15 protein-coding genes are annotated in these 26,645 nt (G+C 48.6%); 8 read left to right on the top strand and 7 right to left on the bottom strand.

What is annotated here, in order from left to right; all coding sequences use genetic code 11:
- Window position 1 precedes the first annotated feature (1 nt).
- Window positions 2-1,423: a phenolic acid decarboxylase BsdC gene (bsdC, locus tag JQX68_RS02070; protein WP_040084185.1), complete on the bottom strand. Its 1,422-nt coding sequence runs from the start codon at window positions 1,421-1,423 to the stop codon at window positions 2-4.
- A gap of 2 nt (window positions 1,424-1,425) precedes the next feature.
- Window positions 1,426-2,040, bottom strand: coding sequence for a non-oxidative hydroxyarylic acid decarboxylases subunit B (locus JQX68_RS02065; protein ID WP_050982287.1), 615 nt, complete (start codon window positions 2,038-2,040; stop codon window positions 1,426-1,428).
- Between the two features lie 89 nt (window positions 2,041-2,129).
- On the opposite strand from JQX68_RS02065, the gene bsdA reads away from it, so the two are divergent.
- From bsdA to JQX68_RS02035, 6 genes are all read left to right on the top strand, one after another.
- On the top strand, window positions 2,130-3,002 hold the full coding sequence (gene bsdA / locus JQX68_RS02060) for a transcriptional regulator BsdA (protein ID WP_040084186.1): 873 nt from the start codon (window positions 2,130-2,132) through the stop codon (window positions 3,000-3,002).
- A 115-nt stretch (window positions 3,003-3,117) separates the two neighbouring features.
- A complete protein-coding gene (gene tcyA, locus JQX68_RS02055; RefSeq protein WP_014662755.1) occupies window positions 3,118-3,924 on the top strand; it encodes a cystine ABC transporter substrate-binding lipoprotein TcyA in 807 nt (268 codons plus the stop codon).
- The gene (tcyB, locus tag JQX68_RS02050; protein ID WP_014662754.1) at window positions 3,911-4,615 is read left to right on the top strand and encodes a cystine ABC transporter permease TcyB; all 705 of its coding nucleotides are present in this window, start codon (window positions 3,911-3,913) and stop codon (window positions 4,613-4,615) included. Before tcyA ends, tcyB begins: the two co-directional genes overlap by 14 nt.
- A 13-nt stretch (window positions 4,616-4,628) precedes the next feature.
- Window positions 4,629-5,372, top strand: a complete 744-nt coding sequence (tcyC, locus tag JQX68_RS02045; protein WP_014662753.1) for a cystine ABC transporter ATP-binding protein TcyC — start codon at window positions 4,629-4,631, stop codon at window positions 5,370-5,372.
- A gap of 123 nt (window positions 5,373-5,495) precedes the next feature.
- A complete protein-coding gene (locus JQX68_RS02040) occupies window positions 5,496-6,143 on the top strand; it encodes a YczE/YyaS/YitT family protein (protein WP_014662752.1) in 648 nt (215 codons plus the stop codon).
- 103 nt (window positions 6,144-6,246) lie between these two features.
- Window positions 6,247-6,921, top strand: a complete 675-nt coding sequence (locus JQX68_RS02035; protein WP_040084190.1) for a 4'-phosphopantetheinyl transferase — start codon at window positions 6,247-6,249, stop codon at window positions 6,919-6,921.
- On the opposite strand, the gene JQX68_RS02030 is transcribed toward JQX68_RS02035, so the two are convergent.
- Window positions 6,916-8,250, bottom strand: coding sequence for an aminotransferase-like domain-containing protein (locus JQX68_RS02030; protein WP_205440496.1), 1,335 nt, complete (start codon window positions 8,248-8,250; stop codon window positions 6,916-6,918). The two genes, JQX68_RS02035 and JQX68_RS02030, sit on opposite strands and share 6 nt — an antisense overlap.
- A 123-nt stretch (window positions 8,251-8,373) precedes the next feature.
- On the opposite strand from JQX68_RS02030, the gene JQX68_RS02025 reads away from it, so the two are divergent.
- Window positions 8,374-9,312: a DMT family transporter gene (locus JQX68_RS02025; RefSeq protein ID WP_040084192.1), complete on the top strand. Its 939-nt coding sequence runs from the start codon at window positions 8,374-8,376 to the stop codon at window positions 9,310-9,312.
- A gap of 53 nt (window positions 9,313-9,365) precedes the next feature.
- The gene (locus JQX68_RS02020) at window positions 9,366-9,923 is read left to right on the top strand and encodes a YcxB family protein (protein ID WP_205440495.1); all 558 of its coding nucleotides are present in this window, start codon (window positions 9,366-9,368) and stop codon (window positions 9,921-9,923) included.
- A 14-nt stretch (window positions 9,924-9,937) separates the two neighbouring features.
- Here JQX68_RS02020 and JQX68_RS02015 read toward each other — a convergent pair whose 3' ends face one another.
- From JQX68_RS02015 to srfAB, 4 genes are all read right to left on the bottom strand, one after another.
- Window positions 9,938-11,164, bottom strand: coding sequence for an MFS transporter (locus JQX68_RS02015; RefSeq protein ID WP_205440494.1), 1,227 nt, complete (start codon window positions 11,162-11,164; stop codon window positions 9,938-9,940).
- A 100-nt stretch (window positions 11,165-11,264) separates the two neighbouring features.
- Window positions 11,265-11,993 carry a surfactin biosynthesis thioesterase SrfAD gene (srfAD, locus tag JQX68_RS02010; RefSeq protein ID WP_103031546.1) on the bottom strand — a complete coding sequence of 243 codons (729 nt, stop codon included), beginning with the start codon at window positions 11,991-11,993 and terminating at the stop codon, window positions 11,265-11,267.
- 28 nt (window positions 11,994-12,021) lie between these two features.
- Window positions 12,022-15,849, bottom strand: a complete 3,828-nt coding sequence (gene srfAC, locus JQX68_RS02005) for a surfactin non-ribosomal peptide synthetase SrfAC (protein ID WP_205440493.1) — start codon at window positions 15,847-15,849, stop codon at window positions 12,022-12,024.
- Between the two features lie 36 nt (window positions 15,850-15,885).
- Window positions 15,886-26,637 (bottom strand): surfactin non-ribosomal peptide synthetase SrfAB, encoded by a 10,752-nt coding sequence (gene srfAB, locus JQX68_RS21650; RefSeq protein WP_205440492.1) that lies wholly within the window; start codon window positions 26,635-26,637, stop codon window positions 15,886-15,888.
- Window positions 26,638-26,645: the final 8 nt, after the last annotated feature.

Below are 26,645 nucleotides of genomic sequence, written 5' to 3'. Positions count from 1 at the left end.
CTTATTTATTCATTAAATCCATTAGTTTTTGTTCCCATTCTTTCGTTGTAAGCGGAGAATCAAGCGGCTGTGAATAGTGGCCTCTTGTTTCCGGCGCAACTGGTGTAGTCGCGTCAAGAATCATTTTGTGCGTGATTCCTGACGGATTAGATCCCGGATCAAGCGGCAGAACAGATAAGTCCGGAATGATGACCGCATCGTGTTTCGGATGCATTTTCGTCGAAAGCGCCCACATGACCTGCGGCAGGTTGAATGGATCGACATCCTCATCAACGACAATGACCATTTTGCAGTAGCCAAGTCCGTGCGGTGTGGTCAATGCGCGCATGCCGACCGCTTTCGCAAATCCGCCATAACGGGTTTTTGTGGATACAATCGCGATTAAACCGTGTGTGTACATGGCGTTTACTGCCACAATTTCGTTCGGATACGCTTCTTTTAACTGCTGATAAAGCGGCACGCATGTGTTAATGCCGATCATGTAATCGCATTCTGTCCAAGGCATGCCTAAGTATAAATGCTCAAAAATTGGATTGTTTCTGTGATAGACGCGTTTAATTTTAATGATCGGCATGCTGCGTCCGCCGGAATAATGGCCTGTGAATTCACCGAACGGCCCTTCATATTCGCGCTCTCCGGCAATAATCTCACCTTCAAGCACCACTTCAGCGCCCCACGGAACATCAAGATCAGACAGCTTTGATTTGACGATGCGATATGGTTCGCCTTGAATCGCGCCTGCCATTTCGTATTCTGATTGATCATAAAGAAGAGGAGTCGATGCCGCTGTTGTAATAACCGGCTCACAGCCAAGCGCAATCGTGACTGGAAGATTGATGCCGCGTTCTTCAGCTTGGCGCAAATGGATGGCAATATCGTGCTGCGGCACAGGCTGAATGCCGAGGCGGTCTTTTCCTTTGACCTGCATTCTGTAAATGCCGACATTTTGTTTGCCAAAGTTGTCAGGGTCTTCAAGATCACGGGAAATGACACATGCTTTGTCTAAATAGTAGCCTCCATCACCTTGGTTAATTCTGAAAAGAGGCAGTATATCGAACAAATTGATATCTTCTGTGATTTCATTTTCATGAAATGGCGCTGTTTCCTCACGTTTGACCGGCATCGGAAACTGGTCATAACGCTTTGCGAATTCAAAAAACTGTTCTTTTACCGGTGTGTCTTTCGGCATGCCCAGCATCATTGCATGGTTCGGCCAAGAGCCGATGACATTCATCGCAATTCGCGCGTTATGATAGCCATAAATGTTGTCAAATAAGAGCGCGGGGCTTTTATCGCCAAGGTTGCTGGCTGCGCGTGCGGCGGCCCCTAAATCAGGCTCCGGCTTTACCTCTTCATTCACTGTAAGCAGCTGTCCTTCTTTTTCGAGGGCTGCGAGAAATTCTCTGAAATCTTGATAAGCCATGATCAAGCTCCTCCTTTATGTTTTTCAATCCCATTCCAGCGCTTCGCTTCAGGAAGGCGAATGCCGAATTGGTCCAACGTTCTAAATACAATATGGTCAACCATTTCCTCTAAGCTGGTCGGCTGATTATAAAATGCCGGCATCGGAGGAAGAATGATTGTACCCATTTTCGTAAGCGCTAGCATATTTTCGAGATGTATTTGGTTTAAAGGCGTCTCTCTCGTTAAGAGGACGAGTTTTTTTCTCTCCTTGAGCATGACATCCGCCGCACGTGTCAGCAGATTATCCGCCATTCCGGTGCGAATGCTTGCGAGAGATTTCATGCTGCACGGCGCAACGATCATTCCATCGGTATCAAACGATCCGCTTGAAATGGCTGCCGCCTGGTCCTTATGTGAGTAAGTGTATGTGGCCAGCTGTTCTACCTCCTGTAAGGTATAGCCTGTTTCGTGTTTGATCGTGACGTTCGCCCAAGGAGACACAACGAGATGGGTTTCCACTTCGGCGGCCTTCAGCCACTGCAGCAGCCTGACCCCGAAAATCGCCCCTGTTGCCCCTGTCATTCCGACAACGAGTTTCACTTTGCCCCCTCCTTTACGCTTGAATTCTGCTTTCATTTCAATCATACTCCTGATATATCCATATGAAAAATATCTATAAAATCTATATTTAATACTTAAAAAGTATATTAAGGAGGCGCTTTCTTTTGGACATTCGCCAGCTTCGATACTTCATTACCATTGCCCAAGAACAGAAAATCACGTCCGCAGCCAAAAAGCTTCACATGGCGCAGCCGCCTTTAAGCAGGCAGCTCAAACAGCTGGAGGACGAGCTTGGTGTTGTTCTGTTTGATCGGAACAAGAAAAAACAAATGACGCTTACATATGAAGGAACTGTTTTTCTGAAAAGAGCAAAGGAGATTTTGCATAGGTTTGAGGATGCCGTCATCGAGGTACAGGAGCTGAAGGAGGAGGTAGCCGGCACGCTAGCCGTGGGTTCAACAATTTATTGCGCGGCTCTGATGCTTGAAAAAGTCACACAGATCAAAGAGAGATACCCCCATCTCACCTTTAATATTTGGGAAAATGAGCCTGCGACACTGTTGGAACTGCTGGAAAGCCGGCAAATCGATGCGGCGGTCACGACAACACTGATCAAAAGTGACAGAGTACAATTCAAGCAGCTTGATGACATTCCATGTGTGCTCGTGCTTTCAGATGACGCCGGATATCCGTGCGGAGACACGATTAAGATGGAGGACATTCCTTCGTTTCCGCTGATACTGCTCCGGCCTGTTAACGGAAAAGGCGTTTATAATCAGGTCATGAATGAATTTCATCGTTTGAACCTGAAGCCGAGCATTGTTTGTGAATGCCATGACTCTGCAACTTTGCTCAGCCTCGTGTCATCCGGATTTGGCGCGTCTATTCTGCCTGTCACAATGATTCCCGTTCATATGCGAAATCACGTTCACACCGTTCATATCGAAAATAATCCCTTCATTATGACGCCCGCTGTCATGTGGAGAACGGACAGTTATTTGCCTAAACCGGCACAGCAATTTTTGGATTTATTTTAAAAGATTTTGTCTTATGAAAACCAAATACTTGACTCATACTAAAAAAAAGTTATCCTTTAGATTTGTAAGCTAATTTTTTATTTCAATAAAATCAACCAGAAAAGTGGGGAATAAGATGAAAAAAGCATTATTGGCTTTATTCATGGTCGTAAGTATTGCAGCTCTTGCAGCTTGCGGAGCAGGAAATGACAATCAGTCAAAAGATAATGCCAAAGATGGCGATCTTTGGGCTTCAATCAAGAAAAAAGGTGTGCTCACAGTCGGAACGGAAGGAACATATGAGCCGTTCACTTACCACGACAAAGACACTGACAAGCTGACTGGCTATGATGTCGAAGTCATCACAGAAGTCGCAAAACGCCTCGGGCTGAAAGTCGATTTTAAAGAAACACAATGGGACAGCATGTTTGCCGGCCTGAATTCCAAACGGTTTGACGTTGTTGCCAACCAAGTCGGAAAAACAGATCGTGAAGACAAATATGATTTCTCAGATAAATACACAACATCAAGAGCCGTTGTTGTAACGAAAAAAGACAACAACGATATTAAGTCTGAAGCAGATGTAAAAGGAAAAACGTCAGCTCAATCACTGACAAGCAACTATAACAAACTAGCTACAAATGCTGGCGCTAAAGTAGAAGGCGTTGAGGGCATGGCACAAGCTCTTCAAATGATCCAGCAAGGCCGCGTTGATATGACTTACAACGATAAGCTTGCCGTATTGAACTACTTAAAAACATCCGGCAACAAAAACGTAAAAATCGCGTTTGAAACAGGCGACCCGCAGGAAACGTATTTCACGTTCCGTAAAGGAAGCGGCGAGGTTGTTGATCAAGTCAACAAAGCATTAAAAGAAATGAAAGAGGACGGGACTCTTTCTAAAATTTCTAAAAAATGGTTTGGCGAAGATGTTTCTAAATAATCTGCCGGCATTGACGCTTGGCACGGCGATCCCGTGGGATCTGGTGCAGCAGTCATTCTGGCCGATACTTTCAGGGGGAATCTACTATACGATTCCCCTTACGATTCTTTCCTTTATATTTGGAATGATCCTGGCGCTGATTACGGCGCTTGCCAGAATGTCGAAAGTGAGACCTTTGAGATGGGTGTTCAGCGTATACGTATCCGCAATACGCGGCACTCCTCTTCTCGTTCAATTGTTCATCATTTTCTATCTGTTCCCGGCCTTTAACATCACATTAGATCCATTTCCAAGCGCAGTCATCGCCTTTTCATTAAACGTCGGCGCCTATGCATCTGAAATCATCCGGGCATCTATTTTATCCGTGCCGAAAGGGCAATGGGAGGCCGGCTACACAATCGGCATGACACATCAGAAAACGCTGTTCCGCGTCATACTGCCGCAGGCGTTTCGTGTGTCGATCCCGCCATTATCCAATACTTTTATCAGCCTGATTAAAGATACATCCCTCGCCTCCCAAATTCTGGTTGCTGAGCTGTTCAGAAAAGCCCAGGAAATCGGCGCGCGGAATCTTGATCAAATTTTAGTGATTTATATTGAAGCAGCCTTTATTTATTGGATTATCTGCTTCCTGCTTTCACTCGTCCAGCATGTCATCGAACGGCGTCTTGACCGCTACGTGGCCAAATAAGGAGGTTCCGAGTATGCTTACCGTTAAGGGATTAAACAAATCATTCGGTGAAAATGAAATTTTAAAAAAGATAGATATGAAGATTGAAAAAGGAAAAGTCATCGCCATACTTGGCCCTTCAGGTTCAGGGAAAACGACGCTGCTCCGCTGCCTGAACGCGCTGGAGATTCCGAATCGCGGAGAGCTTGCATTTGATGATTTCTCCATCAATTTCTCCAAAAAGGTGAAACAGGCGGATATCCTAAAGCTTCGCCGAAAATCCGGAATGGTATTTCAGGCGTATCACTTGTTCCCGCACCGCACAGCTCTCGAAAACGTGATGGAGGGCCCTGTTCAGGTGCAAAAACGGAACAAAGAGGAAGTCAGAAAAGAAGCGATCCAGCTTCTTGATAAAGTCGGATTGAAGGACAAAATGGATTTATATCCGTTCCAGCTTTCCGGCGGACAGCAGCAGCGCGTGGGCATCGCCCGCGCACTGGCGATTCAGCCTGAGCTCATGCTGTTTGACGAACCGACCTCAGCGCTTGATCCGGAGCTCGTCGGAGAGGTGCTGAAGGTTATCAAGGACTTAGCCAATGAAGGCTGGACCATGGTCGTGGTGACCCACGAAATCAAGTTCGCGCAGGAGGTTGCTGATGAAGTCATCTTCATCGACGGCGGTGTAATCGTGGAGCAAGGACCGCCGGAGCAAATTTTCTCCGCCCCAAAAGAAGAACGGACACAGCGGTTCTTGAACCGGATTTTGAATCCGCTGTAATAAGAAAAACAGGGCGCCTGCGGCGGCCCTGTTTTTTTGTTGAGCTCCTTTCGCCTATTCCGCCCTTCTGTCAGATGTGCTACAATGACAATCGACTGATTTTTACGAAAGAAGGGACCTCACGTGAAGCAAGAACTTGTTCTGCGCTGGACATTTTATTTTGCCGGTTTGATCATTTTGGCTTTTGGTGTATCCCTGACGATAGAAGGAAAAGCACTCGGCATTAGTCCGTGGGATGCATTTCATTACAGCCTGTTTCAGCACTACGGGCTTACCGTCGGCCAGTGGTCCATCATTATTGGAGCGCTCATCGTCGGATTAACGTCATTGTTCACGAGGGCTTGGCCAAAAATTGGAGCGATCCTGAATATGGTGCTCATCGGTGTATTTATAGACTTTTTCAATTTTCTTCTGCCTGCTCCCTCGACCTACACGGGCTCCGTCATCGTCTTCTCTCTCGGCGTGGTGCTGATCGGTTACGGCGTCGGTGTTTATGTATCAGCAGGCCTTGGCGCGGGGCCGCGTGATTCACTGATGATGCTGATTACAGAAAAAACCGGCTGGAATGTGCAATGGGTGCGGAACGGCATGGAATTAACTATTTTGTTTGCGGCATGGGGCATGGGCGGCCCGATCGGTTTTGGCACCATTTTGACCGCCATCCTCACCGGACTCATTTTGCGCTTTTCACTACCCCAGTCAATCCAGCTGCTGAATTATGCCGTGGCAAGGCGGACAGCCGCTGTGAAAGCATCTCCGCCTATACACTAAAACAAAGCCGTCTTGGCTTTGTTTTTTATTTTCTCCTCTATATGAGTCTTGTTGATGTATGATAGGATGGTTTTGACAATCTTTTGCAGACGGAGGACCTAGAATGAAGATTTACGGAATTTATATGGACCGCCCGCTTTCACAGGAAGAGACTGAACGGTTCATGTCTTTCATATCGCCTGAAAAACGGGAGAAATGCCGGAGATTTTATCATAAAGAAGATGCACACCGCACCCTGCTGGGAGATGTGCTTGTTCGTTCAGTCATAAGCGGGCAGTATCAGTTGGACAAATCTGATATCCGCTTTAGCACGCAGGAATACGGGAAGCCCTGCATCCCTGATCTTCCTGACGCCCATTTCAACATTTCTCATTCCGGCCGCTGGGTCATTGGTGCGTTTGATTCACAGCCCATCGGCATCGATATTGAAAAAATGAAACCGATCAGCCTTGAGATCGCCAAGCGCTTCTTTTCAAAAACAGAGTACAGCGACCTTTTAGCCAAAAACAAAGACGAGCAAACAGACTATTTTTATCATCTATGGTCAATGAAAGAAAGCTTTATCAAACAGGAGGGCAAGGGGTTATCACTACCGCTTGATTCCTTTTCAGTGCGCCTGCATCAGGACGGAGAAGTATCCATTGAGCTTCCAGACAGCCATTCCCCCTGCTATATCAAAACGTATGATGTCGATCCCGGCTACAAAATGGCTGTATGCGCCGCGCACCCTGATTTCCCTGAGGATATCACAATGGTCTCGTACGAAGCGCTTTTATAAATGGCTCATCAACAGCTTGACACCGCGATCAATATCTTCCGTTTTCACATTGGATATATTGATTTTTAATAGATTTTCTTTTGGATAACCTGATAAATAATGACGGTCTATCGCCTCAAGGTGAACCCCTTGTTTTTTCAGTCTATGAATCACTCTTGAGGCCGGTAGATCCTCAGGAAGCACCAGATGGGTGTGCATACAGGGTGCCTGGCCGCCTGAAAACGTAAAGCGTCCGCTTCCCAGCTGCCTGTGGGTTTGAATGGCTTGATGAAGCCTCAGTGGTCGCTCCTTATAGGAATCTCTGATTTTCTCCTTGTGCCTGCCATACATACCGCTTTTCAGATAAATCTCCAATGCCGCTTGAGAAATCATCGAACAGTCGATGTCGTTCAGCTTTTTGTACGCATGAAACATGTCAGTCAGTGCTTCGGGCAAAACAGCCGCCCCCACGCGAAGGCCGGGAAACATCATTTTCGAGAAACTTTTCAAATAAATGACATGTGAGGACAGGTCATATGCGTGCAGCGGATCTGCCTTTTTATTTTCTTCCAAATCACCGAGATAATCATCCTCAACGAGATAGACATCATACGCTTCTGCCAGTCTTACAAGCTCTTGTTTCTCTTGCTCTGACAAAGAGCAGCCAAGCGGGTTATGGAAGCGCGGCATCGTGTAAAAAAATTTGATCGATTCTGTTTGAAACAGCCGCTCAACCTCGGTTAAATTGAGCCCCTCTTCCGTTCGTTTCACTCCGATGGCGGGAATTCCAAGCGTCTCAAGCTGTTCGACCATCAAATGGTAGCCCGGCTGTTCAATGGCGATCTTCTCTTTCCCATTTGGAAACGGCATGGCACAAAGCAAGGATAACGCCTGCTGGACACCTGAAGTAATGAAAATGTGCCGTTCATCCGCAAATACCTGCTGATTGGCCAAGAGCTTTCGGAGTACACGGATGAGTGATGGAAGCCCCTTTGGCGTCCCATAAATAAACAAATCGTTTTTATATGTATCAATCGCTTTGTTGATGCAGTGCTGAAAAGCAAGATACGGAAACACATCTGGATCTGGCGCAGATGTGGCAAAGTCGATGGGGCCAGGCTGCCCGCTTTTTGATTTCCCCGTCTTTTTCACAATATAATAGCCGCTTTTCGGAACGGAATAGATAAGGTGGCGCTTTTCCAGCTCCTGCAGCGCGCGGATCACTGTGCTTTTGCTGACTTGGTGGCGGGCGGACAGCTGACGGATAGATGGAAGCCTGTCTCCTTCTTGATAGGCGGTGCTTTGCATCATCTCCTCTATCCTCGTTAATAGACACATATATTTCTCCATGTCTTCTCCTCCTGTTTTGTACCGGTACAGTTCATTGTTTTTCTCATTGTACCGTGCTGACCGCGGCCATACAATAAAGGGAGCGACCGGCGCTGCAATTCAGGTAAAGGAGCACCTCCCATTATGGTTAAACATCAGCAAGCCTCCGCTTATATAGCGGCTGTTTTATATTCGGTTATTATCGGTTTATCCTTTCTATTCGTAAAAATCGCACTGGAAACAGCAGAGCCGTTTGATATTCTGGCGCACCGGTTCACCATTGCGTTTGCTGCGGCCACTGTACCTGTCTTATTCGGCTGGGTAAAGCTTTCAATCCGCATAAAGGACGTCATTGCCATTTTGCCGCTCGCCCTGCTGTATCCCGCGCTATTTTTCAGCTTTCAGGCATTCGGCCTTGTGTACTCGTCCTCATCTGAAGCGGGGGTTATTCAGGCAGCCATTCCGATTTTCACGATGGTGTTTGCCGCTTATGTTTTAAAGGAACGCCCGACGTGGATACAAAAGGGGTTCACGGTTTTATCCGTTGCCGGTGTCATGTTTATTTTTGTGATGAAAGGCGTTGACGTGGAATCAGCCAGCTTAAAAGGGTCTTTGCTGATACTGTTGTCCGCCTTGTCTTCAGCGATGTACAATACCGCTGCCAGAAAAATGACGCAGCGGTTCAAGCTGACCGAGCTTACCTACATCATGTCTGCCATCGGCTTTGTCGTCTTCAACGCCATTGCCCTTGTGCGCCACGGAGCGGCGGGAACTGTCGGCACTTATTTTCTGCCATTCCGGGAGCCCGGCTTCGTTCTCTCTATTTTGTATTTGGGCGTGCTGTCTTCACTCGTCACTTCATTCTTGTCTAACTATACGCTGTCACGGATTGAGGCGTTTAAAATGAGTGCTTTTAATCATGTATCTACTATCGTAACGATGATTGCAGGAGTGGTGATTCTAAACGAAAGCCTTGCCTGGTATCACTTTGCCGGAGCGGTTTGTATTATGATTGGCGTGCTGGGGAGCAATACCAATCTGCAGAAAAAAACAAAGCGCTCTGGTATGCCTGCAAAAAAATGAGAAATTATGCTAGACTGAAAGGAAAAACATGGTTAGAGGTGTAGGTTTACCGTATGATTCAATATGCTAGTGAAAGTATCATTCTTCCAGGAGAAATCACTTTTAAGGATGTAAGAGAAATCTTTTTTTATCAAATCGCAAAAATGTCATGCTTTTACTTTCTGTTGTGTTGCGCCATATTTGCTGCAGTTAACTTCATTAACGGATGGCCCCGTATCGTTTATGGCAGTGACGCGCTTAACTTGTTTATGAACAGTATGTTGATTATCGTGATGTCCGTTCTGTTTACACTGCTGCTTCTCCTTCTTCTATATGTGAAGTTTTCCAGAGCATACAAGAAGAACGAACGGATGAAATCCAAAAGAACATATACTGTGAATCAAGAAGGAATCCGTATAAGTTCTAAAAAATATGACCTCATTTTCAATTGGAATGAAATCACAGCTGTTTTCGAATATAAGAATATCTTCCGCATCAATACATCCAGCAGCCAATATATTGCGATACCAAAACATTTTTTTCACTCCGAAGAGGAGATGAACAGATTCAAAGAGATTATCCTTAAAAATACCGAAACAAAAAAACTCAAATTTAAAAAGGATCGGCATTGATAGTGCCGGTCCTTTTATATTGATTGATGGGTTTCTTTTGCCTTTTGTTTATCGAAAAACGGCACAAGCTCTATTACAGCCGATACACCTACAAACACGATACACACAGCAACAATCAGCAGATAATCATGAGTCATGTCAAAAAACAAACCCCCCGCATACACACTGAGAGCCCCGGCAACCTGATGGATAAAGAAATTGATGCCTAACAGCGAACCTATCAATCCTGTTTGATAGCTTTCTGAAATTGACGCCGCGGTCAGCGGGATCACGCCGGTGTAACTGAGTCCAAATAACAGGATAAAGCCAAAATACCAAAGTTCGCTGTGATGAATTCCGAGAATGGGGATGAGCAGGCAAATCAGGCTGAGCAGCCGGATGAAAAATAAGATGGATAGCATGATGCTTCTGCTGCCGAGGAGATCTGACAGCCAGCCCGCCAATAATCCGCCAATGATAATAAACGCCCCGAACGCGGCCATCATTCCGTTAACATGAGAGACATGCGCATCCTTCAGTATCGGGACGAGGTGAGCATCAATGATTCCCATCGTAAATCCGCAAGTAAACACCCCGAAGTACAGGATATGAATGAGGCGAGATTGCTTCATCACGTTCCAAAATCCCCGCCAGTCATAAGATTTTTTCACTGACTGCACTTGTGCATGTGGCGGATGCTTCATCCCGAAGGCGAGGAGCGGCAGCAGAACAGCCGCCATGACGATTCCCAAAATGGTATAGGTGTTCTGCCAGCCGGCATGGTACGGAGCCGCTGCCCAAATGGGCGAGAGAAGGAGCAAGCCCGCAGAGTTGGCATTGGTCAAAATAGCAAGTGCCAGACCTTTGTGTGTGTCAAACCAGCGGCTGATGAAATACTGGGTCGTCACGCCGACCGCACAGGAATAGCCGATCCCGCCAAGCACACCGTAAATAGCGGAAAACACATGAACATTTGGTGAATACGGAAGCACCAAAAAGCTAGCGCTGATGCAAACAGCCCCCAGCGCCATAATTTTTCTGACACTGAACCGGTCGATAAAAAAACCGACAAAAAACTGGACGATGCCGGTTGTGATCATAAAAATGCTGACAGAAACCGAGATCAGCGACCTGTCGGCATGGAAGGCATCCGCCATTGGAAGCATAAAAAATTGAAAGGAGTTTCTGAATGAGTTCATTCCGATGGCGAAAACAAACGTAAACAGCAATACAAACCATTTCATCCTGGGAGACGTGCGCATGTTTTGACCTGCCTTTATTTGAGTATTTCGACTATTATACCATGCAAAAATTGACATTCCACACTAAAAAAGCGGAACAGCCTGAGCCGTCCGCTTTTGATCACGATTGAATGATCGGATGCTGATTCAAGATCGCAAAAATCCGTTCTGCGACTTCTTCCGTTTGTGACAGCAGGAACATGTGGCCGCCATCAAATTGATGGAATGTGATGTCTTTTGCCCACTTCTTCCAGCCTTCCGCATCTCGAATGCATTTTTTATCATCAAGCCCGTTAAAGACATGAACAGGCGATTGGATCGGGGCCAGATCGTGAAGCACAAATTGTTCAAGAGCCCTGTAGTCCGATCGGAAGGAAGGCAGGAAAAAGGACATGACCTCCTTATTTTCAACAAGCTCTGCGGGCATTCCGCCTAATTTGATAATATGATCAAGGAATTGATCATCAGGCAGATGGGACACTTTCTTCCGCTGAATATGAGGCGGCTGTATCGCAGAAATGATAACGGCCTGTGGAAAGATGCCTTCCCGCTCAAGCTTTTGCGCCAGCCTGAAGGTGATCATGCCGCCCATACTGTGTCCGAACAGCACAAACGGCCGATCAGGGCCCAGGTTCAGTTCTTGCTTGTACAAATCCGTCAGCTCTTCGAGATCCTCAATTGCTGTCGTTTGATTCGTGCCGTGTCCCGGCGGCTCAGCAGCAAGCATCTCACACTCCCCCTGCAAAAAAGCATGGAGAGGGCGAAACGACGCTGAGTAGCCGCCGGCAAACGGAAAACAGATGAGCTGCGTTTTTTCCGACGCATCAAATGATTTGAAGAGTTGGCTCATTGGCTGTCTCCTCCTTTCATCACTTCATTTAAGAAACCGTTACGGTTTGTGTATTAAGGAATTCGAGCAAAATTACGGCATTCCTATCTAGCGTTTCGCCCTGCAGCATTTCTGCGTGTGTTCCGAAGCCTCTTTTCACACGATAAGCACCTGTTGTTGCCTCTTCCCATGATGCAAGCCATTCCGGCATGTCAAAATCAGCGCCAGATGTCAACAGATCAATATCAGCTTTCACCTGGCCTGTGCTGATCAGGCTGACGTAGTATGAGTAAAAGGCATGTGTTTTTTGCTTAAGTCCTTGTTTGACGGCTTCGCTGTTGAGCGCTTCATTGTCCCGGTTGACATTCATCAACGCTTCGACATCACTTTCAACCGTGCGTCCGTCCAGATCACTGACACCTTGTTTTTTATAGGAATCCACCATGATGATCCGCTGAACAATACGGCCTTGTTCCTCAAGCTTTTTGGCAGCTTCAAACGCCAGGCTGCATCCTGCTGAATATCCAAACAAAGTCAAAGGCCCTTCCGGCTGAAGCTTCTGGATCAAATCCGCATAGCGGTCAAGGCGATTTTCTTCTTCAATGAAGTCAAAGGCGCACAGCTTGTATGACGGCAAGCGGGCGGCCAGATTTTGGTACATGAGGCCATAGCCCAAGACTGGAGGAAATGCGAAAATGATCTGCTCCCGATCGGGATTCATTATCGTTACATCCTGCAATCCATCTGAGCCCCCGTTTTTCAAAAACGCTGAAATACCGGCGATTGTCGGCGCTTCAAACAAAACCTTTACCGGAAGATCAATCCCGAGCTCCTTCTTGATGCGGGAGGCGGCGGTCATTGCCTTCAAGGAATGTCCTCCGAGCACAAAGAAATCGTCATGAATGCCGACTTGTTTTCTGCCGAGAACCTCAGACCAGATTTGCGCGATTGTTTCTTCCATCTCGTTTCGCGGTCCGATCCATTCTTCCGCCAGCTGATCCTGATCAGGTTTTGGCAGCAGCCGTTTATTGACTTTCCCGTTTGTCGTTAAAGGAAGCTCATCCAAGAAAGTAAAGGTTTGCGGCACCATGTAAGCAGGAAGCTGTTTTTTCAGGTGCGCCTTTACGCCTTCAGCTGAAAGCTGCGTCCGGGTCACCAGGTAGGCGTTGATTGATGCATCGCCAGACTCAGGGCAGTCCGCAACAACGACCGCATCTTTCACTCCCGGGTATTCCTGCAGCTGCTTTTCAATTTCTTCAAGCTCAATCCGGTGTCCCCGTATTTTGACCTGATCGTCAATACGGCCGGCGTATTCAATCGTTCCATCCGGCAGCCAGCGTGCTAAATCCCCTGTGCGGTAAAGCGTTTCTTCCGGCTTAAACGGGTTCTTGATAAACTTTTCCTTCGTGAGGTCAGCACGATTTACATATCCTTTTGACACGCCCATTCCGCTGATGCACAGTTCACCGACCGCTCCGAATGGCTGGAGCTGGCTTTGCTCATTCAGAATATAAACACTGGCATTGCTGATCGGCTTTCCGATCGGCAATGAGGAGATGGAATCCGGTATATCATGCACGACGTGAGCAGTCGCAAACACTGTTCCCTCAGTCGGCCCGTAGCAGTTAATCAGCTTGCCCGGCCCCATGACCCGCAGCGCTTTCCTGACGTGCGGCACAGACGCGCGCTCCCCGCCGAATAATACACAGCGAAGCCCCTTCATCCAATCCTCTCCCGCATCTGTGAGAAGATTAAACAGCGCAGTTGTGGCAAACATGACATTGACATTCTCCTGCTTGATCAGATCAGTGAGCCGTTCTGTATCAAGCAGCGTATGTTCATCTGCGATAATGAGCCGTGCCGCATTCAGTATGGAAGCGTAGAAATCAAAGGTAAATGCGTCGAAGGCGTAATTCGAAACAGATAAGAACGTATCTTTTTCAGAAAATGCCATGTAGTCTACATGCTTGACCAACCCTTGAATATTGGCATGAGTGGTCATATTGCCCTTCGGCTTTCCGGTTGTGCCCGACGTGTACATGATATATGCCGGATCATCGGGATCAATCGCGGTGGCAGGATCGCTTTCCTTTTCCTCAAACCGTGTTTGATCATCGATGACGAGCGTTGTGCCTGTATACGGCAGCTGAGCCGCTTGTTCTTTCATCTCCTGATGTGTCAGCAGACAGGCTGCCGCACTGTCAGCCAGCATATACGAGATTCGGTCCTCTGGCAGCTTCGGGTCAACCGGCAGATAAGCCGCTCCCGCCTTTAATACACCGAGAATGCCGATCACCAGTTCAAGTGAGCGCTTCGTGTACAGCGCTACAACGGAGCCTTTGCCCGCACCGTGTTTTTGCAAACGGTGCGCAAGGCGGTTCGCTTCCTGATCTAATTCGCGATAAGACAGGGTCTGGCCGGAATACTTAAGCGCCGGTGCATTCGGATTGACATTCACCGCTTCCTTAAACCAATCGGTCAGAGGCTTTGTCTCATGAGTTTGAGCCGGCGGGTTTAAGCCGGTAAGCAAAAATTCTCTCTCCCTGTCGTCAACGAGGTTGATCGTGCTGACAGGCTGTTCGGGATTCTGGATGAGCTGCTGAATTGCTGTGAGAAGTTGGGATTTCAAGCGCAGGATAAACGCCTCATCAAACACATTCTCATTATAAGCAAGCTTAATCAGCATCTCTTCACCTGGAGAAGCCATTAGGTTGAGATCATAATTCGACTTCTCAAAAACATGAACATCCACCATATCAAAGCCGTTTTCACTGCTTTCTTCATTTTTCGCATCCTGAAGCGGATAGTTCTCAAAAACAATGATGTGGTCAATCAGTTTCGGCTGATCGGCCTGGCTTTGGATGTCATAAAGCGGCACATATTGATGCGGCTCGGACTGCAGCGATTGCTCCTGCAGCTGCTTGAGCAAGCCGGTAAATGTGATATCCTTAGACAGCTTCACACGTCTCGGGACAACGTTGATAAACAGTCCAACCATATGTTCAACGCCTTTAATTTCCGCGGGACGCCCGGAAACGACTGTACCAAACGTTAAATCGCCAGACTGCTGATAGCGGCTGATCAATACGCTCCAGACTGCCTGCAGCGCCGTGCTTAAAGTGGTATGCTGCGATTTTGCAAGCTCGGTAAAGGCCTTTGTTTCCGCCTTCGGCAATGAAAAGAGCAGCTCTTTCGGCTCATAGCCGTCCTTTTGTTTCTTTCTTTGCTCCGCAAACGTCGTTTGTCCTTCAACATCCTTTAAGTACTCGCGCCAGTAATGCAGTGATGCGTGTTTATCCTGCTTTTCAAGCCACTTGATATAGTCTTTATACGGTTTGACTGGCGGCAGGCTGTACGGCTTTTGTTCGCGCAGAGCATTGTATACTTTAAATAGATCCTGTACGACGATGCCGAAGCACCATCCGTCCAAAATAATGTGGTGGTAGCTCCACACCCATTCAAAGCTTTCTTCAGCTTTTTTGAAAACAGCTGCCCGCATCGGAATATCCCGCGTCAAATCAAAGCCTCTGATCTTATCCTGTTCCTTGTATTCATTGATTTTGGCTGCTTGCTCGCTGTCTGTTGCATGTGTCAAATCGATTTCTTCTATATGAAACTGCCGTTTTTTCAATACGACTTGGACAGGCCTTTTTACTTTTTCGTGAATGAACACGGTACGAAATACATCGTACCGGTCCATGATCACATTCATGCTTTCTTCTAGGCATTTGATATTCAAGCTGCCTTTTACTTTCATCGTGATCTGTTCAAGGTAAAAGCTTTGGCCGGGATTCAGGATGGTATGAAACAGCATCCCTTCCTGCATCGGCGATAGGTAATACATATCTTGAACCTGATCCTTGCTAAATTGACTCATATGTTTCGCTCCCGCCTTCTGTAATTCCCTTGCGTTTTATTTTAAATTCTCCTCAAGCATGTCAAAGATATCTCCCATCTCATCCATCTCAAGGTTTTCGGCGCTGAAGTCGCTTGGCGTGAATTCCTTCTCTTCTTTTTCCGTGCAATGGCGGATCAGCATCAGAAGATTTTCTTTAAACCGTTCCATTCGCTCTTGAATCGTGGCTCTCTCAAACTCCTTCTCATTGTAGGAGCAGGAAAGCACAAACCGGCCGTTTCTGATCATGCCGCTGAAGCTTAAAGCGTACAGCGCCTCTGATTCTCCGCTTACTTGGCGCCCCATATCGAAATCGGACGGTTCAAAGAAATCGGTTTTGACTTCACTGTCGAATTGGCCCAAATAGTTGAAGCTGATCTCCGGTGTGAAGCCCTTTGTTTCCGATGTTTCTGTGAAATAACGAAGAATGCCGTAGCCAACACCTTTATCCGGAATGCGGCGCAGGTTTTCTTTGACTGTTTTGATCACAGCTGAGGCATCTGCTTCAGACATGTCGAGCACAACTGGGTATTGTGCCGTAAACCAGCCGACCGTTCTGGAGATATTCACATTCGGGATGATGTCCTCCCGGCCGTGTCCCTCAAGGTTAATGCAGATTTTGGCACCGTCTGTCCATTCTTTCATTGTCAAACCAAGCGCGCTGAGAAGTATATCGTTGATTTCAGTTCCATATGGCTGATGAACATCTGTTAAAAGATGCTTCGTGTCTTCTTCCGTTAATTCACATAGGACGGATGATGTATCCTTGACGATCCGCTGCTCTGTTTCACAATCTTTCGGTAAAGGAGAAACCTGTTCAGCGGCAATATGCGACCAGTATTCAGCCTGCTGTAAAAGATGCGCTGATTGGCTGAATGCCGCCAGTTCTTCCGCCCAGTCCTTGAAGGAGTTTGTTTTTTGCGGGAAGACAAGGCTCTCTTCTTTCTCAGCCTGCATGTAGCCTGAAGCAAAATCTTCAAGCAAAATCCGCCATGACACACCGTCGACCACGAGATGGTGTACAGCGATGAGCAGGTGATCCCCAGCTTCCGTGCGGTATTGCTCCGCCTTTAGAAGGGGCCCGTTTTGCAGATCGATACTGCTTTGCAGCCTGTTCGCCAGAATCTTAATCTGGTTTTTCAGCATCTCTTCATCAGAGCCGTACAGATCCACGATTTCGAAACTTACCTTGCTCTCACCGATCGGTTGATACGCCTGAATGATGTCCCCGTTTTCCTCACGGTAAACCATACGGAGCGCGTCATGATGTTCGATCAGCGCCTGCAATGTTTTCTCCACCCGTTCAGGATCAAAGCCCTTCTTGGCGTAAAGCATCACCGATTGGTTCCAGTGGTGCTTGTTCGTGAAGTTCTTTTCAAAGAACCAGCGCTGGATCGGCGTCAGGATGACTTCGCCCTCCACTGGGCCTTGGTCTGCCTGTTTGCCTTCGGCACGCTCTACGTATTGGGTCAGCTCCTCGATCGTCGGATGCTGGAAGAGATCTTTCATTTCCAGCTTCCAGCCGTGCTGGTTCAAGCGGCTCGCCATCTGAATTCCTTTGATGGAATCTCCGCCCAGCGAGAAGAAATTATCGGTGATACCGACTTCAGCCATTCCAAGCACGTCCTGCCAGATGCCGGCAAGCAGCTCTTCCATGTCGGTCGTCGGCGCTTTGTATTCTCCGCTTCCCGCTTCGATGTCCGGCTCAGGCAAGGCTTTGCGGTCCACTTTGCCGTTTGCCGTAACCGGAAGCTCGCTCAGCGTCACCCAGAACGCCGGGATCATGTAATCCGGCAGGGTTTCCTTCAGTGCTGATTTCAGTGCTTCTATGTCAGCTGATTCAGGTGTGACATACGCCGTGATCGCTGTATTGCCGCCTTTATCCTTCACGGCTGTTACCGCCGCATCCTGCACCTCAGAAAGCTGCGCGAGCTGGACTTCGATTTCTGAAAGCTCGATTCGGTAGCCGCGGACCTTGACCTGCTGGTCGATCCGGCCGATGTATTCGATGCCGCCGTTCACCCACTTCACCAAATCACCAGTGCGGTACATGCGTTCACCCGCCACAAACGGATCAGCGACAAACCGCTTCGCGGTTTCGTCTTCTCGATTCAGATAGCCTCGCGCCAGTCCGCGTCCCGCCACGCAAAGCTCTCCGGCTACGCCTTCCGGCTGCACCTGATTGCTCTCGCCGAGAATGTACACCCTCGTATTGGCGATCGCCCGTCCGATGGAAAGTGAGCCTTCCTCCGGATGGATTTCCGTGCTTGTGGCAACGACCGTATTTTCTGTCGGCCCGTAGTTGTTGACGAGCTTGTACGGCTTTTTCACGGCACGCTTCAGCTTGTCTCCGCCTGTGAGCAATACGCGCAGTGATGTGTTCTCAAGCTCCATGAACTGTTCCGCCAGCTGTGTCGGCAGGAACGTGATCGTCACGCCGTTCGTTTCGAAATAATCGTTTAGGCGGACAATATCGAGGCGGATCGCTTCATCAATAACGTGAAGCTCGGCGCCGATCGTCCAGGTCGGGAACATCTCCCAAATGGAGGCGTCAAACCCAAAGCCCGCGTACTTCGCACTGCGGTCCTCCGCTGTCATACTGAACGCGTCGTGGTGCCAGAAGCACAGGTTCACAAGCGCATGGTGCTCGACCATGACACCCTTCGGCTGTCCGGTCGTTCCAGACGTGTAAATCATGTACGCCAAGTTCTCCGCGGTTACAGCGGTTTCTGGATTTTCCTCGTCGTTTTCATCAAGCGGCAGGCTTAGAATCGTGCGGCTTCCGTCGAGAAGAATGACATCTCCCGTATAGCTGTCCGGCACTGAAATGCCCTCTTGCTTCAAGAGAAGCTTCGCGCCACTGTCCTGTAAAATATACTCAATCCGCTGATCCGGGTAGTCAGGATCAATCGGCACAAATGCCGCTCCCGCCTTTAACACGCCGAGCACAGCAGCCGACATTTCAAGCGACGGCTTCGTAAGAACGCCGACGCGGTCATCCGGGCTGATGCCGCAGTCGATCAGAATCCGCGCGAGACGGTTTGCCTTCGCATTCAGTTCGCCGTACGTCCAAGACTGGTCGTTGTATGTGACAGCCGGACAGTCTTTGTGGCGCAGAGCCGTTTCTTCAAATAGCTGATGAACCGTTTTGTCTGTCGGCACAGGCAGTGTCTTGCCCTTCCACACCTCGAGAAGCGCTTGTTTTTCTGTTTCAGTGACGAGTGACAGGCTGGAAAGCGGCTGGTTCGGGTTTTCCGCAACAGTCTTTAGTAGCCGCAGAACGTATTCGCTCCATTTTTCAGCCGTTTCTTTTGTGAACAGATCTGTCGCATATTCGAGCTGCAAGCCAATGCCGTTTTCATCAGTAAACCCGCCCAATGTCAGATCAAACTTAGAGGTTCCCTGATGAGCCTCATAAGGTGAAATGCTCAGATTTGGCAATGTAAGCTGTTCTTTATCGGGGTTTTCTGTCGTCACCATCACATTAAATACTGGATTTCGGCTCATATCCCGAGGGAGATCAAGCTGATTAACCAGATCTTCAAATGGATACTCCTGATGCTCCAGCGCTGACAGGTTCGTCTGCTTCGCTTGCTCCAGAAGCTCCGCAAATGTCTGCTGTTCTTTCGCTTCCATTCTTAAAGCAAGGGTATTGACGAACATTCCCGGCATGTCTTGGACATCGGCATTCGTCCGGCCCGCAGTAACAGAGCCGATGACGATATCCCGCTGTCCGGAAATTTTGCTTAAAAAGACGTGGAAAACCGCGTGAAGCACCATGTGCAAGGTCGTTCCGGTTTCCGCGAGCAGCTTTTCGACCGCCTTTGCCGTCTCACTTCCCGTACGGAAACGAATCGTATCTCCTTTAAAGCTTTGCACCGGCGGACGGGCGTAATCGAGCGGGAGATCAAGCTCTGGCAACTCGCCTGAAAGAACCGACAGCCAGTACGCCTCGTGTTCCTTCATCCGTTCTTTTTGCTCAGCTTCATGTTGCCAAACGGCGAAATCTTTATAATGAAGCGACGGCTCCGGAAGCTGCTCTCCTTTGTAAAGCAGCGCCAATTCTTTTACAAAGATGCCTCTTGAGACGCCGTCTGCGATGATGTGATGCATATCTAAAAGCAGCAAATGTTTCTTCGCTTCTATTCGAAGCAAAGCGGCGCGAATGAGCGGTGCGTCGGTTAAATCGAATGGCTGGATAAATTCCTTAATCTTTTGGTCCGCTTCGTCTTCTTCCGCTTCAAACAGATGAAGATCAACTTCCGCCTCCTCAATAATGCGCTGAACAGGCTCACCATTAGCTTCCATAAATGACGTCCGCAATGATTCATGACGGTTCACAAGCTGATTGAGCGAGTCGCGCAGGCGTGAAACATCAAGCTCACCTTCCATTAAAAGAACAGATGGCATGTTGTAGCTTATCGTCTGGCGGTCAAGCTGATTGAGCACATACATCCGTTTCTGCGCGGATGACAATGGATACATAGCCTGCTTGTCAGCCGGCTTGAGGACTTGATGGCCGCCTGAAACAGCAGACGCCTCCATATAAGCCGCCAGCTGGCGAATAGTTGGCTGCTCGAACAGTGCTTTAAGCGGTATGCTTTTCTCCAATTCTGCCTGAATGTTGGCAATCAGCATCATTCCTTTTAATGAATGGCCGCCTAAATCGAAAAAATTGTCGTCAATGCCGATGGCTTCTATGCCAAGCGTTTTCCGCCATATGCGGCATAAGCTTTCTTCAAGCGCTGTTTCCGGTGCCGCCAAGGTCTTGCCAGAAGATTGTGCCGCATTCGGCTTCGGCAAAGCGTTTCTGTCGGTTTTCCCGTTTGCCGTCAGCGGAATTGCGTCAACCTGCACAAAGAAAGCAGGAATCATATGAGACGGCAGTGTTTGTGAAAGCTGGTTCCGGAGCTCTGCTTTTTCGATGGCCTGATCCGACGTATAATACGCGCAAAGCTCTTGAAGGCCGCCCTCGGAAACCGCTAGCACAACCGCTTCTTGAATTTCACTGAGGCTGAGCATGACCGTTTCAATTTCTTTCGGCTCAATGCGGTAGCCGCGGATTTTCACCTGATCATCAGCCCGGCCGATAAATTCAAACGTACCGTCAGAAAGTCTCCGTACGACATCTCCGGTTTTGTACATGAGGCTGCCCGGTGAATATGGATTCTCCACAAATCTCTCGGCTGTCAGCTGAGGCCTGTTGAGATATCCTCTCGCAAGCCCCTGTCCCGTAATATAGAGCTGTCCGCTCGCTCCCGGCGGCACAAGCTTCAATGCTTCATTTAAGACAAGCGCGCCGGCATTCGCAATCGGTTTTCCGATTGTCGGGCGTTTCGCAAATGCATCCGGCTCAGACAGACCAATCCGTCCGGCGATGGCGCCGATCGTTGCTTCTGTCGGGCCGTAGTGATTGATAAATTCGGTATGTCCATACATCCTGCGAAAGGCAAGAACATCAGCCGGGATGATTTTTTCTCCTCCCAACACAATTAAGCGCAGGGATTTAAAGTTCGACTCTTTTGCAAAACTGGATGTGTTCACCATTGTATGGAAGAGAGACGGTGTCAGTTTGATATATGTGATCCCATGCTCCTTGATATAGTGCGCTATTTCATCCGGCGCCGTATAGGTTTCCTTCTGTACGATATGGAGCTCGCCCCCGCCCAGAAGCACGGGGAACACGCTCGTATAGCCTAGGTCAAATGCGTAAGAGGATAGCAATACAGTCTTATCCTTTTCCGTCAGGCTCGCCTCTTCACTAAACCAAGAGACATAGTTTGTCAGATTGCGATGCTCGATCTGCACACCCTTAGGCTTTCCGGTCGTACCGGACGTATAAATGACATATGCAAGATTGCGCGACCCTGAAATGGATGCTGGGCGCTCCTTGCTTTCATTTCTCCATTTACCTTCATCAAGGTTGACGATTGCCCCTTCATATTGCCCAATAGCCGTCATGTTTCTTTCATTGACGATCGCAATTTTTGCTCCGCTGTCCTCTAATGAATAACGGATTCGTTCTTCGGGTGTATCAGGATCAATGGGAAGGAAAGCTGCCCCCGCCTTCATGACACCGAGAATGGATACCATCACCTCAGCTGACCGGTCCATAACAATCGCAACGATATCTTCACTTCCTGCCCCTTGGGCACGAAGATGGTGCGCCAGCTGGTTCGCCTGTTCATCAAGCTCGCGATAGGTCAGCAGATTTCCGCCAGCCTTCACGGCAGGATGGTCAGGTGTTTGCTGGGCCTGATTTTCAAAAAGAGCTGCAAAGGTGGCTTCCGTTATTTGAGTCATATGTCTTTCTTCCAGCAAAGCAGCCGTTTCTGCAGATGAAAGCATATCTACTTCAGACAGCCGAACGTTCGGATTAGCCGCGGCCGCTTTGATGATATTGACAAAGTGGCTGCTCCAGCGGCGGATCGTCTCGTCCTTAAACAGAGCAGTCGCATAGTCAAAGCTTAGGCCGATATCGTCTTCACGCTCGACCGCTTCCAAGGAGAGGTCAAATTTCGCCACATGATGATGCATGGAATACGAGGAAATCTTCAAATCTCCTAATCTTAAAGAAGGAATCTCCATATTCTGCATATTGAACATCACGCTGAACAGCGGACTTCTGCTTGTATCCCTTGTAAGAGGAAGCTTTTCAATCAGCTCCTCAAGCGGATAGCTCTGGTGCTCGAAGGCTTGAAGGCTGGCTGTTTTGACCTCCTCAAGGAATTGCGCGAAGGTTTTATCCCCCGCTGGTGCCGTTCTGAGTGCTACCGTGTTGACAAACATCCCCGGCACACCTTGCAGATCAGGATGTGTTCTGCCAGCTGTCGGCGAGCCGACAATGATATCATCCTGCGACGCGTACTTAGAAAGGAGTACATTGAATGCCGCCAGCAAAAACATGTACATTGTCGTATCCGTTTCTGCTAAGAATGACTTGATTTGAGCAGTCATCTGTTGATCAAGCCCGAACATCACGCGCTCTCCCGCAAAGCTCCGCTCAGCAGGCCGCTCGAAATCCGCGGGAAGATCCAGTATTGGCAGCTCGCCTTTAAAGACATCGAGCCAGTATGCCTCATCTTTTTGATAATCAGCGTGTTCTTTGTGCCAAACTGCGTAATCTTTATAGTGAATTTGCGGCAGCTCCAGATCCGCGCCTTGATACATTTTGGCAAGATCACCGATCAGTATGCCTGTTGAACTGCCGTCAGTGATAATATGATGCATATCAATGAGCAGCAGGTGGCGATTTTCTTCCAGCTGGACAAGCTTCGAACGGACGAGCGGCGCACGATGTAATTCAAACGGCTGAACGAACGCTCTGATCATTTCCTCCGCGTCTTCTTCCCGTCCCTTGGCAGCCTCCAGCTGGAACGATATGTTTTTATGAACGGTTTGTACAACCTCTCCGTCGATCATGTCAAACGATGTACGAAGGATTTCGTGCCGGTTGATTAATTGCTGCATCGCGTTTTCAAGCCGGTCTTTATCTACTTCTCCCTCCAGCAAAAGTACAGCGGGGACGTTGTAGCTTGTGTTTGCTTGTCCAAGCTGATTGAGGATATACATTCTCCGCTGGGCCGGGGATACAGGATAATGCTGCTGATAAGGTGCTTGCCTGATCGGTTCAAACGTCTGCTCCTCCTTGCTTTCGTTCTCGTCCAAATACAACGCCAATTCTTGAATGGTCGGCTTTTCAAAAAGCACTTTAATCGATACTTCCTTATGGAAATGCTCTTGGATTTTTGCCGTCATCATCATCGCTTTCAAAGAATGGCCGCCGATCATAAAGAAGTTATCGGTAACGCCTGCTTTGACACCGAGTATTCCTTCCCAGATCTCCGCTAATTTCTTTTCACTCTCTGTTTCTGGTGCTGCGTATTCCGGCTGCACGGCTTCTGATTGCGGCGCGGGCAGTTCTTTTTTGTTGATTTTCCCGTTCGGCGTGAGCGGCAGACTGTCCATTTGAATCAGGTGGGCAGGGACCATATAGTCAGGCAAAGACTGAGATAGCGTTTTTCTCAGCTCGCTCACAGCAACTTCACGGTCTGCCGTAAAGTACGCGCAAATTTCATTTTCATCCGCTTTGTTTTTGCGGATGATCACCGCAGCCTCTGTCACATGCTCAGCCATGTTCAGTTTTGTTTCAATTTCGCCAAGCTCAATTCGGAAGCCGCGCACCTTCACTTGGTTGTCGATTCTGCCTAAAAATTCGATATTGCCGTCCGGCAGCCATCTTGCCAAGTCGCCAGTGCGATAAATCCTTTCACCCGGTCTGAACGGATCTTCGAGAAATTGCTTGTCCGTCAGCTCAGGGAGATTGACATAGCCTCGCGCCACACCAATTCCGCCGACGCAAAGCTCGCCGGGTGCGCCGATCGGCTGCAGGCGTGCCTGCTCATCCATGATGTAGGCAGTGGAATTTCCGATCGGCTTCCCGATTGGGATAGAGCCGCCATACTCGCGGTCGATCAGAAAACTTGTTGAAAACGTCGTGTTTTCTGTCGGGCCGTATCCGTTCCACAATGAAAGCGACGGCGATGCCTGTTTGACTTTGCTGACAATATGCGGAACGAGTGCGTCTCCCCCAATGATTAAATGTCGCAGTGTGCCGAACATACCCGCATCCTTTGCGGCAAGCTGGTTGAATAAAGGTGATGTCAGCCACATCGTCGAGATTCTTTGCTCGCGCAGGAATGCAGCAAATTGTTTCGCATCAAGCAGCGTCTCTTTTTTGACCGGATAAAGCGCTGCGCCATTTAGCAGTGCGCCGAATACCTCAAACGTTCCGGCATCAAAGCTGACCGCTCCTGTTTGCGCCATACGGTCCTCTTCAGTAACAGGAACGTACCCGGCATTTTTGACGAGGCGCAGAATGTTTTTATGTTCGATCATGACGCCTTTTGGTTTGCCCGTTGAACCGGATGTGTACATGATGTATGCCAAGTCGGACGGGGCGGATGGCAGGTTGAGATTGTCAGCCGCTTCGCTCTCATCCAAGCCTATGTCCAGTGTAAGGACCGGCACCTGCAGCTGATGCGCCTGCTCTGTATAAGAAATTCCGGTCAAGACCATTCGAACGGAGCTGTCCTCTGCCATGAACCGAAGACGGTCCCCAGGAAGCGCTGGATCAAGCGGAACATATGCGGCGCCTGCTTTTAACACAGCCAGCATGCCGACAACGGTTTCTATTGAGCGGTCGTTCATAATCGCGACTGTTTCCCCTTTTTGAAGGCCTTGCTCAATCAGCTTTCTCGCCAGACGATTGGCCGCGGCATTCAGCTCGCGATATGTCAGCTCGGTTCCTTCATATACAACGGCAGTGCTCGCCGGTGTCCGTTTCGCTTGTTCTTCAAACACTTGATGAACAGCCATTCCTTCAGGGAGTTCGGCTTTCGTGCTGTTAAACACCTCGACAATTTGCCGCTGCTCTTCGGCTCCCACAAGCCCGCACTCACGCACAAACGCGGCCGGCTGATCGACAGCTGCTTCCATCATGCGGGTAAGGTGCTCCGCTGTCCGTTCGATAAAAGCGGAATCAAAGGCGGCGCCGTTATATTTGATTTTGACGGTCCACGTTTTGCCCGGATACACAATCAGGTTGAAATCGAAGCTCGTTTGTTCAAATGCGCTTTCTACCTTGATCGAGAACCCGAGGCGGTCTTCCATGCTGCCATTTTCAAGCTCCTGATCAAGCGGATAATTTTCAAAAGCGACCAGATGGTTTAAGAGATTGCCATCAAGGGCTGAGCGTTTTTGAATCTCATAGAGCGGCACGTAATCGTAACGCTCCGCCTCTACTGCATGCCGCTGAACAGCTGTGAAAATATCAGCGAAAGCAGCATCTCGTTCAACTTTCACCCGCACCGGAATGGTGTTGATAAACAGCCCCGCCATCGTTTCAATCCCGCTGATTTCAGACGGCCTTCCCGAGACGACCGTTCCGAAGACCACATCATCCGTAAAGTTGTATTTGCTGAGAACAATGCCCCAAACGGCCTGAAATAGGTTAGGCCCTGTCACTTGATGGCGGTTTGCGGCTTGCTGAATACGGGCAACCAGTGTTTCGTCCCATGTAAATGAATATTCTTTATTGACGTATTCGTCTTTTTTCACAGGCAGGCGGCCCGGAAGCACGCTTGGCTGTTCAAAACCCGCCAAGCGCTCGCTCCAGTAGCTCTCCGCTTCTTCATTGTCCTGTTTTCCAAGCCACTTGATGTAGTCGGAATAAGGCTTGCCCTGACCGTTTGCCGGTGTCCTCCCTGCTCTGAGCGCTTCATAGTTTTGGAACAGGCTTTTCATGAGGACGCCCATGCTCCAGCCGTCCATCATAATATGATGATTGCTCCAAACGAGGTACAGCTCATCTTCATCAAGGCGGAAAACCGCCACCTTGAACAAAATGTCTTTTGCCAGGTTAAAGCCTTGTCGCTGAACGTCTTGTTTGTAACGCTCAATGTGCTCTTTCTGGCGGTTCGCATCTGCATGACTGATATCCTCATAATGCACCTTTGTTTTGCGTTCCGCTAATACGACCTGACGCGGTTTTTGCAGTTGCTGATGCACAAATACCGTACGGAGAATATCGTATGACCGAATCAGTTCATTGACGCTTTTCTCAAAGATTTCAAGATCAAAAGCGCCGTGAATCCCAAGCTCTAATTGTGTGAAGTACGAGGAAGAATGCGGATCAAGCATCGCATGATACAGCATTCCCTCCTGCATTGGTGTCAGTGCGTACACCTTTTGAATCGATTTTTTGCTCATATGCCACC

The sequence above is a fragment of the Bacillus sp. LJBS06 genome, assembly GCF_016924995.1.
Taxonomy (GTDB): Bacteria; Bacillota; Bacilli; order Bacillales; family Bacillaceae; genus Bacillus; species Bacillus stercoris.
The sequence above is the reverse complement of the archived record's forward strand: the minus strand, read 5'-3'. Positions and strand labels throughout refer to the sequence as shown.